This is a genomic window from Aquabacterium sp. (genome assembly GCF_035476535.1).
In the GTDB taxonomy this organism is placed as follows: Bacteria; Pseudomonadota; Gammaproteobacteria; order Burkholderiales; family Burkholderiaceae_C; genus Pseudaquabacterium.
Genome location: NZ_DATILJ010000021.1, coordinates 1 through 13,565 on the forward strand (window position 1 = coordinate 1; position 13,565 = coordinate 13,565).

Consider the following 13,565-nt stretch of genomic DNA (forward strand, 5'->3'; position numbering starts at 1 on the left):
ACGCCCTGCGGCCGGGCCTGCTCGTGATGAGCATGCTGCTGGCCCAGCCGGCGTTGGCGCAAGCCGCCGAGCCAAAGAAGATCCTGCACTTCGCCTTCTCCGCCGCGGAGACCAGCCTGGACCCGGTGAAGGTCAACGACACGTATTCGCGCACGGTCACGCCGCACATCTTCGAGGGGCTCTACAACTACGACCACCTGGCCCGCCCGCCGAAGATCCGGCCGCAACTGGCCGATGGCGAGCCCGAGGTATCGGCCGACTTCAAGGTCTGGACCATCAAGGTCCAGCGCGGCGTGTACTTTGCCGAGGACCCGGCCTTCAAGGGTCTGCCCGGCGGACGGCGCGAACTGGTGGCGCAAGACTTCGTCTATGCGATCAAGCGCTTCTTCGATCCGGCCACCAAGAGCCCGGCATTCGGCTCCATGCAGACAGTGGGCTTCGCCGGGCTGAATGCCCAACGCGAAGAAGCGATCAAGGCCAGGAAGGCCTTCGACTACGACCGCAAGATCGAAGGTGTCCAGGCGCTGGACCGCTACACACTGCGCTTCGTGCTGGACACGCCGCGCCCGCGTTTTGTCGAAACCCTGGCCCAGCCCGACCTGTTGGGCGCGGTGGCACGCGAGGTGGTGGAACACTACGGCGATGCGATCGACGCGCACCCGGTGGGCACCGGCCCGTTCCGGCTGAAGCAATGGCGGCGCGGCTCGCTGATCGTGCTGGAGCGAAACCCGACCTACCGCGAGGTGGTCTACGACGCGCAGCCGGCCGCCGACGACACCGAAGGCCAGGCCATCCTCGCGCGCCTGAAAGGCAAACGCCTGCCGATCATCGACGAGGTGCAGGTCAGCATCATCCAGGAAGACCAGCCGCGCTGGCTGGCCTTCCTGAACACGCAGATCGACGCGCTGGCCACCAACGCCAACAGCGTGCCGCCCGGCTTCATCACGCAGGCCATGCCCAACGGCAGGCTGGCGCCGAACCTGGCCAAGCGCGGCGTCGTCGGCCGCAGCGTCGTCAACGCCGACAGCTCGCTGTCCTTCTTCAACATGGAGCACCCGGTGGTCGGCGGCTACACGCCGGACAAGGTGGCGCTGCGCCGCGCCCTCTCGCTGGGCTACGACGTGCAGCGCGAAATCCAGCTGTTCTGGCGTGGCGCGGCGATTCCCGCGCAATCGCCGCTGGTGCCGCACACCACCGGCTACGTCGCCGCGTTCAAGAGCGAGATGAGCGACTACGACCCGGCCCGTGCCATGGCCTTGCTCGACCTCTACGGTTATGTCGACCGCGATGGCGACGGCTGGCGCGAGCAACCCGATGGCTCGCCGCTGCAACTGGAAATGCTGACGCAGCCCGAGCAGCGCTTCCGCCTGCTCGACGAGCTGTGGAAGAAGAGCCTGACGGCACTCGGCATCCGCATCAAGTTCATCACCGGGCAGTGGCCGGAGAACCTGAAGGCGGCCCGCGCCGGCAAGCTGATGATGTGGCAGCTGTCGTCCAGCGCCGCCGGCCTGGACGGCCAGAGTGCACTGGCCCGCCTGTACGGCCCGGAGACCGGCGGCCAGAACATGGCACGCTTCAAGCTCGAAGCCTACGACCGCGTTTACGAACAGCTGCAGCAGCTGCCCGACGGCCCGGAACGCGACGCGCTGTTCGTCGAAGCCAAGCGCATCGCGGCCGCGTACATGCCGTGGAAGTACCGTGTGCACCGCATCGAATCGGATCTGCTGCACCCCTGGGTCATCGGCTACCGGCGCCCGCTGTTCTGGCGCTCGTGGTGGCACCTGATCGACATCGACTCCAGCCGCCGGCCGGCGTCCTGAGCCTGCGCCATGCTGCGTCGCCGTGAGTTGCTGGCCGGTGCTTCGGCCCTGCCCACGCTGGGTGCCGCGGCCGCCGGCGCCAACGCTGGCACCAAGACCTTGCGCCTGGCACTGCCCGCCGCCGAGACGCCGTTCGACCCGCCGCAGGCCGAGAGCAGCACCTACACCTACCTGGTCATCGCCAGCATCTTCGAATCGCCGCTGGGCTACGACTACCTGGCACGCCCGCCGCGCCTGGTGCCGGTGACGGCGGCGGCGCTGCCGGAGATCTCGGCCGACTTCCGGCAGGTCACGCTGCGCATCCGCCCCGGCATCTTCTTCGCCGACGATCCGGCGTTCAAGGGCAAGCCGCGCGAGCTGGTGGCGCAGGACTACGTCTACAGCATCAAGCGCTTCTACGACCCGCGCTGGAAATCGGCCGACCTGTACCTGTTCGAAGGCAGCAAGCTGCTCGGCCTGAGCGAGCTGCGCCAGCGCGCCATCAGCAGCGGCAAGCCCTTCGACTACGACACCGAGGTGGAAGGCCTGCGCGCACTGGACCGCTACACGCTGCGCCTGCGCATGGCCGATCCCGACCCGCGCTTCATCTACCAGCTGGCGCTGCCCTACCTCAGCGGCGCAGTGGCGCGCGAGGTGGTGGAGCACTACGGCAACGAGATCAGCGCGCACCCGGTGGGCACCGGCGCGTACCGCCTGGTGTCCTGGCGCCGCGGCTCGCGCATCGTGCTGGAGCGCTCCCCCGGCTTCCGCGGCGAGGTCTACCAGGGCCAGCCGGCCGACACGCCGGAAGCCCGCGCAATAGCCGACAAACTGAGCGGCCAGCGCCTGCCGCTGATCGACCGCATCGAGTTCAGCATCATCGAGGAGCAGCAACCCTACTGGCTGTCCTTCGTCAACGGCCAGCTCGATTGGGCCGAGGTGCCCGGCAGCTTCGGCAAGCTGGCGGTGCCGAACGGCCGGCTCGCCCCCTTCCTGCAGAAGAAGGGCGTGCAGCTGGCGCTGACGCCGCAGGCCGACATGCTGATGTCCTACTTCAACCACCAGGATCCGGTGGTCGGCGGCCTCGCGCCGGACAAGGTGGCGCTGCGCCGCGCGATCGCGCTGGCCCACGACGGCGGGTCCTACCGGCGGCTGGTGCGCGGCGGGCTGGCGGTGCCGGCGCAATCGGCGGTGCCGCCTTACACCATCGGCTACGAAGCGGACTACCGCAGCGAGATGAGCGAACACGATCCGGCGAAGTCGCGCGCGCTGCTCGATCTGTTCGGCTATGTCGACCGCGACGGCGACGGCTGGCGCGAGATGCCCGACGGCCGGCCGCTAACGCTGCGCATCGCCTCGCTCGCCGACCAGGCGGCACGCGACGGCAACGAAGTCTGGCAGCGCAGCCTGACGGCCGTGGGCCTGCGCGTGGTTTTCGAACCCGCGCGCTGGAGCGAGCTGCTGCTGCGCTCCCGCTCGGGCAGCCTGATGATCTGGGGCTATGGCTGGACCGCCGCGTCGCCCGACGGCGCCTTCTTCCTCGGCCTGGCCTACGGCCCGAACGCCAGCGAGTCCAACGACGCGCGCTTTGCGCTGCCGGCCTTCGACCGGCTGTACGAACGCCAGCGCGTGCTGCCCGACGGCCCCGAACGCGCGGCGCTGATGCGCGAGGGCAAGAACCTGATGGTGGCCTACATGCCCTACAAAGTGCACGGCCACCGCATCCAGGCCGATCTGCTGCAGCCGTGGCTGCACAACTACTGGCGGCACCCGTTCATGCGCGACATCTGGCGCTACCTGGACATCGCGCCGCACTGAAGGGTGTCGGCAGGGCAGGCGCACGAGCAACGCGGGCCCGTCGGCGACTGCGGCACACTCGCTTCATGAACCCACCGATCCTGCTGCTGCCGCCCGACCCGTCGCAGATTCCCGCCTTCCGTGACGCCGTGCTGGCCGTCGCGCCCGAACTGGAATTGATCCCCTGGTCGCGTGAGCTGGACGCCGCCACGCTGGCCCGCGTGCAGGTGCTGCTGGGCTGGCGGCTGCCGCCCGGCCTGGCGCCGCAGCTGCCGGCCCTGCGCTGGGTCTGCTCGATCGCCGCCGGCGTCGAAAAGCTGCTGCCGCCCGACCTGCCGCCGCAGATCCCGATGTCCCGCGTGGTCGACCCCGACCAGGCGCTGGGCATTGCCCAGCATGTGGCGCTGATGGTGCTGCGCCATGCGCGGCAACTGCCGCTGTACGACGAACAGCAGCGCCAGCACAGCTGGCAGCGCCACCCGAAGGCCGCCGCGCGCCACCGCTGCGCGGTGCTGGGTTTCGGTGAGGTCGGCCAGACAGTGGCCGCCACGCTCAGCGCGCTGGGTTTCCCGGTCGAAGGCTGGCGGCGCAGCAGCGGGCCGCTGCTGCCGCTGCTGGCACGCAGCGAGGTCGTCATCAACGCGCTGCCGCTGACGCCTGAAACGAGCGGCCTGCTGAACGCCCAGGCCTTTGCGGCCCTGCCACGCGGCGCCTACCTGATCAACGTGGCACGCGGCGGCCATGTCATCGAAGCCGACCTGATCGCCGCCGTGCGCAGCGGCCAGCTGGCCGGCGCGGCGCTGGACGTGCAGCAGACCGAACCGCTGCCGGCCGACGACCCGCTGTGGGACGTGCCCGGCATCCTGATCACGCCGCACATCGCCGCGCAATCGTCGCTGGACACGGTCGCGCGGCAGTTCGTCGCCGGCCTGCAGTGCCTGGAACAGGGCCGGCCGCTGCCCAACGCGGTGGACAGGGCGCGCGGCTACTGAGCCCCGAAGGGATCAATAGCGCTCCAGCAGCGCGGCCACGCCATCGCCCACATGCTGCATGAAAGCCCGCACGCGGGCCGTCTGCCGCAGGTCCGGGTGGGTCAGCATCCACACCGGCACCGACAGCTCCGGGATCACCTCCGACACCGGCTGCAGCTCCGGATGCTGCGGCTCCATGAAGGTCGGCAGGATGCCCACGCCCAGACCCGTGCGCAGCACCGCCGCCACGGCGTTGAAGATGTCCACGCGCAGCCGCACCTGGGCCTGCGCCAGCTGCTCGCGCATCCACTGGTCGTACACGCGGGACTGGGCATCGCGCTCGAAGGTGATCCACGGCGCGTCGCGCACCAGCGTCGCCAGCGTGTCCACGCCCTGCGGCAGGCCCTGGGCACCGCGCTTGGCATAGACGCGGCAATGCGTCATGCCCAGCGGCCGGCCGACCAGGTGCTCGGCCACCTGCGAGGTCAGGCGCACCGCCACATCGGCCTCGCGCCAGGCCCAGGCTGGCGACTCGTCGGCGCGGCGCCGGGTCAGGTCGACCAGGAAGGCGTTCTCCACCACCTCCACCTCGATGCCGGGAAAGGCCCGCGCAAAGTCGGCCAGCGGTTGCGGCAGCAGGTGCGCCATGACCACGAAGGCGGTGGTCACGCGCAACGGGCCGGTGAGTTCGCGGTCGCGGCCGAGCACGCGGCGCTCGATCTCGTCGGCCTGGTCGGCCATGCGGCGGGCCTGCTCCAGCACCAGCGCGCCGGCTTCGGTGGGCAGGTAACCGCTGCGGGTGCGCTCGAACAGCCGCGCGCCCAGGCGCTTTTCCAGCGCATCCAGACGCCGCAGCACCGTGGTGTGGTTCACCGCCAGTTGACGCGCCGCGGCCACCAGGCTGCCGGCCGAGCCGATGGCCAGCGCGTAGCGCAGATCGCTCCAGTCGAGTTCGTCCATCGGCCCAGTATCCGTAGAGTCTGCAAAAACGCAAGCTCCGTCTGCAGATCACCCCGTTGTGTGCATCGAACCACGCCTCTACGATCGCCGCATTGCCCGGACAGGGGGTCGGGCCCAGGAGATTTCATGGACATGCGATTGCCGGCCGGTGTAGGCCCTGCAGCTGGCGCCGGTACCCAGCAGCACCCGCCGCTGCGCCTGCTGCAGCGCTGGCAGCCGCAGCCAGCCGCCATGCCCGCCGCCCTGGCCAGCGAGCGCAGCCGCCTCACCACCTGGCGCGCCTGCCTGCACCAGTTCTTTGCCCGTTAGGATCGAGCGACGCCCGAGGCGGCCGCCGCCCTGGCAGCGGAATAATGCGGCACGCTCCGGCGTATGCCCAGGGTGGACGCTCCCGACTCCTTTCGCAACCAGTTGCTCGCCGCGATCCCGCGGCTGCGGCGCTATGCGCGGTCGCTGGTGTTCGATGCAGCGCCGGCCGACGACCTGGTGCAGTCCACGCTGGAGCGCGCGCTGTCGCACTGGCATCAGTTCGACCAGCGGCGCGACATGGTGCTGTGGCTGTTGTCGATCGCCCACAACGCCTTTCTCGATGGCCGCCGGCGCGATGCGCGCATGCAGGTGCTGGACCCGCAGCACATCGAAGCGCACCAGGACGCCCACGGCGCCGACCCCGGCGTCGACATCGGCCTGCGCATCGACCTGAATGCCGCGCTGGCGCGGCTGCCGCCCGAGCAGCGCCAGCCGCTGCTGCTGGTCAGCGTGGAGCAGCTCAGTTATGCCGAATGCGCCGAGGCGCTGGGCATCCCCATCGGCACCGTGATGTCGCGCGTCTCGCGGGCCCGGGCCAACTTGCGTGAATGGCTGGAAGGCCGTGGCCGGCCCGACAAGGTACGGACGCTGCGGCGGGTGGTGTGATCATGGACAGGCAACAACCGGACGACGACCTGCTGTCGGCCTGGCTCGATGGCGAACTCGATGACGTCACGCGGCTCGGCATCGAAGCCTGGCTGCGCGAGCACCCCGACGACGCCGCACGCGTGCGCCTGTGGGCGGCCGACCGCGAAGGCTTGCGCGCACGCTTCGACCCGGTGCTCGACGAAACCGTGCCCGAGGCCTTGCAGCGCGCCGTGCGTGAAGGCGGCCGCAGCCAGGCGCCGGCCCGCTGGCGCCTGGCCGCGGCGGCCGCCGGACTGCTGGTGGGCGGCGCGCTGATCGGCGGCGGCCTGGTCTGGCAGTTCCAGCCCGAGCGTGACGTGGCCAGCGGCCGCGGCAGCTGGACCCAGCGGGCCGCGGTGGCCCATGCGGTCTATGCACCCGAGGTGCGCCACCCGGTGGAGGTGAACGTCGCCGAGGGCCAGCCGGCGCAGCAGCGTGCGCAGGAAGAACACCTGGCGCGCTGGCTGACCAAGCGGCTGGACATGCCGGTGCGGCTGTTCGACCTGCGCTCTGAAGGTTTTGCGCTGGTCGGCGGCCGGCTGCTGCCCGACGCACATGGCCCCAGCGCGCAGCTGATGTACCAGAACGCCGGCGGCCAGCGCATCACCGTCTACCTGCGCCGGCCCGAGCCGGGCACCAGCACCTCGTTCCGCTACCAGCGCGAAGGCGAGCTGGGCATGTTCTATTGGGCCGAAGAAGGATACGGCTGTGCGCTGGTCGGCAAGCTGCCGCGTGAGCGCTTGCTGGCGCTGGCCGAAGCGGCCTACAAGCAAGTCGAGCCCGACTTGCCGGCGGGCCGGCCGCGGCCGGCGTCCTGAACACCGCCCGAGGGGGTCAAGCAAAGTGGCACAGCCGCATTTCCTTGTGAGCGTCGAGGCCTGGCGCCGCCATCCGGCAGCGCCGGCCGGTCACGCGGCGCACGAGGGTGATGTTGCGCAGGTGGCGGTGTCCAGCACCTGCTGCGCCAGGTCCGCTGCGTCCGCATCCGGGCGCAGCAGGTCGACCAGATGGTTCGGCATGGCGAGTGCGCGAGCCAGCAGCCGGGCATGCAGCTGCGGTGCCATGCGACGTCCGGCGCGCAGGCGCCCGCTGCGCACGGGCAGGAACCGGGTGGTGCAAGCACTGGCAGTCAGCTGAACGGGGGTTGTCATCGCGGTACTCCTGGGGGGACGGGGGATGGCTGCAGCGTAGGTGCCGGCCGTTGCGGCGCCGTTGCCGCCGGCGTATCCGGTGCCGGACGTGTCAACATGCCCGGCTCTGTGGCCCCCCGAATCGAGCCCATGTCCGTGAACATGCCCGTGACGCACCGCCTCCGGCACCGGATCCGTCACTCGCCCGGGAGAACCGCGCTGAGTGCCTTGAGCACGACACTCTTGCTGCTGGTCCACCCCGCGTTGGCCTCGGCCCAGGCCAGCACGCCAGCCACCCCCTCGAAGAGCAGTTCGGCGCCGCCCCGCGCCGCGCTGACGGTGCAGATCACCACGCCGCAACGCATCGACTGGCCGCTGAAGCTGTCGGCCGCCGGCTCGGTAGGGGCGTGGCAGGAAGCGGTGATCGGCACCGAATCCAGCGGCCTGCGCCTGACGGAGGTGCGGGCCCAGGTCGGCGACCGCGTCAAGCGCGGCCAGCTGCTCGCGCGCCTGTCCACCGAGACGCTCAACGCCGAGCTGGCGCAGAGCCAGGCCGCGCTCGCCGAGGGCGAGGCCCTGCTGGCCGAGGCCACGGCCAATGCCGACCGGGCGCGCACACTAGGACCCGCCGGCGCCATCAGCCAGCAGCAGTCGATCCAGGTGCTGACAGCCGAACGCACCGCCAAGGCACGGCTCGAATCGCTGCGCGCACGCGTCAAATCGGACGAGGTGCGCCTGGCGCAGGCCCGCATCGTCGCGCCCGACGATGGCGTGATCTCGGCGCGCTGGGCCACCGAAGGCGCGATGGCCCAACCCGGGCAGGAGTTGTTCCGGCTGATCCGGCGCGGCCGCCTGGAGTGGCGCGCCGAGGTGCCGGCCGGCGACTTGTCGCGGCTGAAGCCCGGCCTGCCGGCGCTGGTGACGACACCCGCCGGCCAGGCGGTGAAAGGCAGCGTGCGCATGGTCGGCCCGGTGGTCGACCCCGCCACGCGCAACGGCCTGGTCTATGTCGACCTGGCGCCGGGCAGCGATGCCAAGCCGGGCATGTTCGTGCGCGGCGAGTTTTCCTTCGGCTCGGCGCCGGGCCTCACGCTGCCGCAGACCGCCGTGCTGCTGCGCGACGGCTTCAGCTATGTGCACCGGCTGGGCGACGACAGCCGCGTCACGCTGACCAAGGTGGCCACCGGCCGCCGCGTCGGCGACCGCGTCGAGATCACCAGCGGGTTGGCCGCCGAGGTGCGCGTGGTCGCCTCGGGCGGTGCTTTCCTCGCCGACGGCGATCTGGTGAAGGTGGTGGGGCCATGAGTGGCGTCATCAACGTCTCCGCCTGGTCGATCCGCAATCCGATCCCGTCGGTGCTGCTGTTCCTGCTGCTGAGCCTGGCCGGCCTGCTGGGCTTCAAGGCGATGAAGATCCAGAACTTCCCGGACATCGACCTGCCGATGGTCATCATCACCGCGGCGCTGCCCGGCGCGGCACCGGGGCAGCTGGAAACCGAGGTCGCGCGCAAGCTGGAGAACGCCATCGCCGGCGCGCAGGGCGTCAAGCACATCTACACCACGATCAGCGATGGCGTGGTGGTCATCACCACCGAGTTCCAGCTCGAGAAGCCGGTGCAGGAAGCCGTCGACGACATGCGCGCCGCGGTCTCGCGCGTGCGGGCCGACCTGCCGGCCGACCTGCGCGACCCGGTGGTGGCCAAGGCCGACCTGGCCGGCACGCCGATCCTCACCTACACCGTGGCCTCCAGCCGCATGGACGACGAGGCGCTGTCCTGGTTCGTCGACAACGAGGTGTCGAAAACGCTGCTCGCCGTGCGCGGCGTCGGCGCGGTGTCGCGGGTCGGCGGTGTCTCGCGCGAAGTGCGCATCGAGCTCGACCCGGCGCGGCTGCTGGCCTTGAACGTCACCGCCGGCGACATCTCGCGCCAGCTGCGCCAGGTGCAGCAGGACGCCTCCGGCGGCCGCGCCGACATCGGCGGCGCCGAGCAATCGGTGCGCACGCTGGCCACGGTGCAATCGGCGGAGGAGCTGGCGCGGCTGGAGATGGCCTTGTCGGACGGCCGGCGCATCCGGCTCGACCAGGTGGCGACGGTGGCCGACACGGTGGCCGAACGGCGCCAGGCCGCGCTGCTGAACGGCAAGCCGGTGGTCGGCTTCGAGATCACGCGCTCACGCGGCGCCGGCGAGCTGGACGTCGCCGCCGGCGTGCGCCAGGCGCTGGACGCGCTGAAGGCGCGGCATCCCGACATCACGATCACCGAGGCCTTCAACTTCGTCGACCCGGCGCGTGAAGGCTTCGACGGCTCGATGCTGCTGCTGTACGAAGGCGCGGCGCTGGCGGTGCTGGTGGTGTTCCTGTTCCTGCGCGACTGGCGCGCCACGCTGGTGGCCGCCGCGGCGCTGCCGCTGTCGGCGATACCGACCTTCGCGGTGATGCACCTGCTGGGCTTCACGCTCAACGGCGTGACGCTGATCTCGCTGTCGCTGGTGGTCGGCATCCTGGTCGACGACGCCATCGTCGAGATCGAGAACATCATGCGCCACCTCGCGCAGGGCAAAACGCCGATGCAGGCGGCGATGGAAGCCGCCGACGAGATCGGCATGGCGGTGATCGCCACCACCTTCACGCTGATCGCGGTGTTCCTGCCCACCGCGTTCATGAGCGGCGTGGTCGGCCGCTTCTTCGTGCAGTTCGGCTGGACCGCGGCCATCGCGGTGTTCTTCTCGCTGGTCGTCGCGCGCATGCTGACACCAATGATGGCCGCCTACCTGATGAAAGCACCGGCCAAGGAACGGCCGGTGCCGGGCTGGCTGCGGATCTACGAAACCTGGGCCGCCTGGTGCCTGCGCCACCGCTGGTGGACGATGCTCGGCGCGGCGGTGTTCTTCGTCGGCTCCTTCCTGCTGGTGCCGCTGCTGCCCACCGGTTTCATCCCGCCCGACGACTTGTCGCAAACCCAGGTGACGCTGACGCTGCCGCCTGGCGCCACGCTGAAGCAGACGCTGGCCAGCGCCGAGCAGGCGCGCGAGATCGTGGCCCGCCATCCGCATGTGAAGATGGTCTACACCGCGATCGGCGGCGGCAACTCCGGCGCCGATCCGTTCGCACCCCAGGGCCAGGCCGACGTGCGCAAGGCGGTGCTGACGATCAACATGACGCGGCGCCAGGAACGCAGCGGCATCAGCAAGCAGCAGATCGAGGCGCAGCTGCGCGAGGCCTTGACGGTGCTGCCCGGTGCGCGGGTCAAGGTGGCCTTCGGCGGCTCGGCCGAGAAGTACGTGCTGGTGCTGGCCGGCGAGGATGGCCGCGTGCTCGCCGAGCACGGCCGCCTGGTCGAGCGCGAACTGCGCACGATTCCCGGCATCGGCAACATCACCTCCACCTCCAGCCTGCAGCGGCCGGAGCTGATCGTGCGGCCCGATTTCGCACGCATGGCCGACCTGGGCGTCACCTCGTCCGGCTTGGCCGACGCGCTGCGCGTGGCCACCGCCGGCGATTACGACCAGGGCCTGGCCAAGCTCAACCTGGCGCAGCGCCAGGTGCCGATGGTCGTGCGCCTGCCGGCCGAAGCAAGGCAGGACCTGGCGCTGCTGGCCCGGCTGCCGGTGCCGGGCGCCAAGGGGCCGGTGATGCTGGGCAATGTCGCGACGCTGTCCATCGCTGCCGGGCCCGCTCAGATCGATCGTTATGACCGCCGGCGCAACATCAACTTCGAGATCGAGCTGAACGGCCAGGGCCTGGGCGAGGTCGAGGCCCACGCGCTGGCGCTGCCCAGCCTGGCGCAGCTGCCGCCGGGCGTCAGCCGCGCCTCGGTGGGCGACGCCGAGGCGATGGCCGACCTGTTCGACGGCTTCCTCATCGCCATGGGCGCCGGCGTGCTGTGCATCTACGCCGTGCTGGTGCTGCTGTTCAAGGACTTCGTGCAGCCGGTGACCATCCTCGCCGCGCTGGTGCTGTCGATCCCGGGCGCCTTCCTCGCGCTGTTCATCACCCACAGCTCACTGTCGATGCCTTCGATGATCGGGCTGATCATGCTGATGGGCATCGCCACGAAGAACTCGATCCTGCTGGTCGACTACGTGGTGATCGCGCGCCGCGACCACGGCCTGAAGCGCTGGGACGCGCTGCTCGACGCCTGCCGCAAGCGCGCCCGGCCGATCGTGATGACCACCATCGCGATGGGCGCCGGCATGATGCCCATCGCGCTGGGCCTGGGCGTCGACCCCAGCTTCCGCTCGCCGATGGCCATCGTCGTGATCGGCGGGCTGATCACCTCCACCTTCCTCAGCCTGCTGGTGATTCCGGTGGTGTTCACCTTCGTCGACGATGTGCACCAGGCCTTCATGAGCCGGCTGCGGCGACGCTGGCATGTCGCCCCTTCCTAGAATGCACCGATGCCCGATTCCCGCCGCCTGGCCGCGCTGTACCGTCTGTTCGTCGTTGGCGTGCTGGGCTTTGCGTCGGGGCTGCCGCTGGCGCTGACCGGCCAGGCGCTGCAGGCCTGGTTGAGCATCGAAGGGCTGGATGTCGCGACCATCGGCTTCCTCAGCCTGGTCGGCCTACCCTACACCTTCAAGTTCCTGTGGGCGCCGCTGATGGACCGCTTCGAGCTGTGGCCGGCACTCGGCCGCCGGCGCGGCTGGCTGGTGCTGACACAGCTGCTGCTGGCCGGCGCGCTGCTGGCGCTGGCGGCCACGCCGCCGAAAGCGGCGCTGCAGATGTTCGCGCTGCTGGCGCTGGTGCTGGCCTTCGTCTCGGCCTCGCAGGACGTGGTGATCGATGCCTACGGCACCGACCTGCTGCCGCAGGCCGAACGCGGGCTGGGCTCGTCGCTGAAGGTGCTGGGCTACCGGCTGGCGATGATCCTGTCCGGCGGCGTGGCGATGATCTGGACCGATGCGGTCACCGGCAGCGGCTGGACCTGGGCCGAGGTGTATCGGCTGATGGCCGCGCTGATGGCCGGCACCGCGGTGTTCTCGCTGATCGCGCTGCCGCGGCTGCCGCTGTCGGCAGTGCCGCGCAGCGTGGCCCGCAACGACCTGCTCGGCTTCGTCGCGGTGCTGGCCGCTGCTGTCACGGGTTATCTTTTCACGCTGCACCTGGCCGCCCCGATCGCCGGCTGGCTGCTGCGGCCCTGGCTCGCCGGCAGCACGCTGGCGCCGGCGCTGCAGGCCCGCTGGATCGACCTGCTGGCGCTGCTGATGGGCATTGGCTTCACACTGCCGCTGGCCAGCTGGGCCGCGCGGCGCGCGAAGTTCGAGACCTTGCTCGGCGGCCTGCGCAGCTACTTCTCGCAGCCGGGCGCGGCAGCCTTCCTGCTGCTCATCGTGCTCTACAAGCTGGGCGACGCGTTTGCCGGCGCGCTGATGACGCCCTTCCTGCTGAAGGCCATGGCCTTCAGCTCGGCCGAGGTGGGCGTGGTCAACAAGGTCATCGGGCTGTGGCTGACGATCGGCGGCGCGCTGCTCGGCGGCGCGCTGATGTTCAAGCTCGGGCTGTGGCGCGCGCTGATGCTGTTCGGCATCCTGCAGGCGGCCAGCAACCTGGGCTTCTGGTGGCTGGCGGCGATGGGCAAGGGCAGCCTGCCGGGCCTGGTGATCCCGGCCTTCGATTGGGGCATCGTGCAGCTGACGCAGGCCTCGCCGGTGGATGGCGGGCTGCTGATGGTGGTGGCTTTCGAGAACCTCTCGGGCGGCATGGGCACCGCTGCTTTCGTCGCCTTCCTGATGGGCCTGTGCAACCAGCGCTTCACCGCGACGCACTACGCGCTGCTCAGCGCCTTTGCGTCGGTCGGCCGGGTCTGGGTCGGGCCGCTGGCCGGCGTGCTGGCCGAATCCATCGGCTGGCCGACGTTCTTCATCGTGTCGACGGTGCTGGCCCTGCCGGCGTTGTGGATGCTCTGGTGGCTGCGCGCGCCGGTGCGCCGGCTGGAGGTGGTGCCAGGCGCGGCGGCGGCCGACGATTGAATT

General features: G+C 70.5%; 11 protein-coding genes. 9 read left to right on the plus strand and 2 right to left on the minus strand.

Features of this window, described 5'->3' with window-relative positions; genetic code table 11:
- Positions 1-32: 32 nt before the first annotated feature.
- From VLK61_RS02560 to VLK61_RS02570, 3 genes are all read left to right on the plus strand, one after another.
- The gene (locus VLK61_RS02560; protein ID WP_325418056.1) at positions 33-1,820 is read left to right on the plus strand and encodes an ABC transporter substrate-binding protein; all 1,788 of its coding nucleotides are present in this window, start codon (positions 33-35) and stop codon (positions 1,818-1,820) included.
- A 9-nt stretch (positions 1,821-1,829) separates the two neighbouring features.
- The gene (locus tag VLK61_RS02565; RefSeq protein ID WP_325417971.1) at positions 1,830-3,617 is read left to right on the plus strand and encodes an ABC transporter substrate-binding protein; all 1,788 of its coding nucleotides are present in this window, start codon (positions 1,830-1,832) and stop codon (positions 3,615-3,617) included.
- Positions 3,618-3,682: 65 nt separating this feature from the next.
- Complete coding sequence (locus VLK61_RS02570; RefSeq protein WP_325417974.1) at positions 3,683-4,588, plus strand: 2-hydroxyacid dehydrogenase; 906 nt, start codon at positions 3,683-3,685, stop codon at positions 4,586-4,588.
- Between the two features lie 12 nt (positions 4,589-4,600).
- On the opposite strand, the gene VLK61_RS02575 is transcribed toward VLK61_RS02570, so the two are convergent.
- Entirely contained in the window at positions 4,601-5,527 is a 927-nt protein-coding gene (locus VLK61_RS02575; RefSeq protein WP_325417976.1) for a LysR family transcriptional regulator, read from the minus strand.
- Between the two features lie 126 nt (positions 5,528-5,653).
- On the opposite strand from VLK61_RS02575, the gene VLK61_RS02580 reads away from it, so the two are divergent.
- From VLK61_RS02580 to VLK61_RS02590, 3 genes are all read left to right on the plus strand, one after another.
- Entirely contained in the window at positions 5,654-5,836 is a 183-nt protein-coding gene (locus VLK61_RS02580; RefSeq protein ID WP_325417978.1) for a hypothetical protein, read from the plus strand.
- Between the two features lie 72 nt (positions 5,837-5,908).
- Positions 5,909-6,442 (plus strand): sigma-70 family RNA polymerase sigma factor, encoded by a 534-nt coding sequence (locus VLK61_RS02585; RefSeq protein ID WP_325417980.1) that lies wholly within the window; start codon positions 5,909-5,911, stop codon positions 6,440-6,442.
- Between the two features lie 2 nt (positions 6,443-6,444).
- Positions 6,445-7,281, plus strand: coding sequence for an anti-sigma factor family protein (locus VLK61_RS02590; protein ID WP_325417982.1), 837 nt, complete (start codon positions 6,445-6,447; stop codon positions 7,279-7,281).
- Positions 7,282-7,371: 90 nt separating this feature from the next.
- Here VLK61_RS02590 and VLK61_RS02595 read toward each other — a convergent pair whose 3' ends face one another.
- Entirely contained in the window at positions 7,372-7,614 is a 243-nt protein-coding gene (locus VLK61_RS02595; protein WP_325417983.1) for a hypothetical protein, read from the minus strand.
- 207 nt (positions 7,615-7,821) lie between these two features.
- Here VLK61_RS02595 and VLK61_RS02600 point away from each other — a divergent pair, with 207 nt between their 5' ends.
- Genes VLK61_RS02600 through VLK61_RS02610 form a run of 3 tightly spaced genes read left to right on the plus strand, consistent with a single transcriptional unit; the run spans position 7,822 to position 13,562 of the window.
- Positions 7,822-8,898, plus strand: a complete 1,077-nt coding sequence (locus VLK61_RS02600) for an efflux RND transporter periplasmic adaptor subunit (protein WP_325417985.1) — start codon at positions 7,822-7,824, stop codon at positions 8,896-8,898.
- Positions 8,895-11,981, plus strand: coding sequence for an efflux RND transporter permease subunit (locus tag VLK61_RS02605; protein WP_325417987.1), 3,087 nt, complete (start codon positions 8,895-8,897; stop codon positions 11,979-11,981). The genes VLK61_RS02600 and VLK61_RS02605 overlap by 4 nt, the downstream gene beginning before the upstream one ends.
- Before the next feature lie 9 nt (positions 11,982-11,990).
- Positions 11,991-13,562, plus strand: coding sequence for an AmpG family muropeptide MFS transporter (locus tag VLK61_RS02610; protein WP_325417989.1), 1,572 nt, complete (start codon positions 11,991-11,993; stop codon positions 13,560-13,562).
- Positions 13,563-13,565: the final 3 nt, after the last annotated feature.

Excerpts from the sequence above, each read along its gene's own strand:
- VLK61_RS02595 (WP_325417983.1), bottom strand. The coding sequence starts at position 7,614 with ATGACAACCCCCGTTCAGCTGACTGCCAGTGCTTGCACCACCCGGTTC.
- VLK61_RS02590 (WP_325417982.1), top strand. The coding sequence starts at position 6,445 with ATGGACAGGCAACAACCGGACGACGACCTGCTGTCGGCCTGGCTCGAT.
- VLK61_RS02565 (WP_325417971.1), top strand. The coding sequence starts at position 1,830 with ATGCTGCGTCGCCGTGAGTTGCTGGCCGGTGCTTCGGCCCTGCCCACG.
- VLK61_RS02580 (WP_325417978.1), top strand. The coding sequence starts at position 5,654 with ATGGACATGCGATTGCCGGCCGGTGTAGGCCCTGCAGCTGGCGCCGGT.
- VLK61_RS02575 (WP_325417976.1), bottom strand. The coding sequence starts at position 5,527 with ATGGACGAACTCGACTGGAGCGATCTGCGCTACGCGCTGGCCATCGGC.
- VLK61_RS02570 (WP_325417974.1), top strand. The coding sequence starts at position 3,683 with ATGAACCCACCGATCCTGCTGCTGCCGCCCGACCCGTCGCAGATTCCC.
- VLK61_RS02605 (WP_325417987.1), top strand. The coding sequence starts at position 8,895 with ATGAGTGGCGTCATCAACGTCTCCGCCTGGTCGATCCGCAATCCGATC.
- VLK61_RS02560 (WP_325418056.1), top strand. The coding sequence starts at position 33 with ATGCTGCTGGCCCAGCCGGCGTTGGCGCAAGCCGCCGAGCCAAAGAAG.
- VLK61_RS02610 (WP_325417989.1), top strand. The coding sequence starts at position 11,991 with ATGCCCGATTCCCGCCGCCTGGCCGCGCTGTACCGTCTGTTCGTCGTT.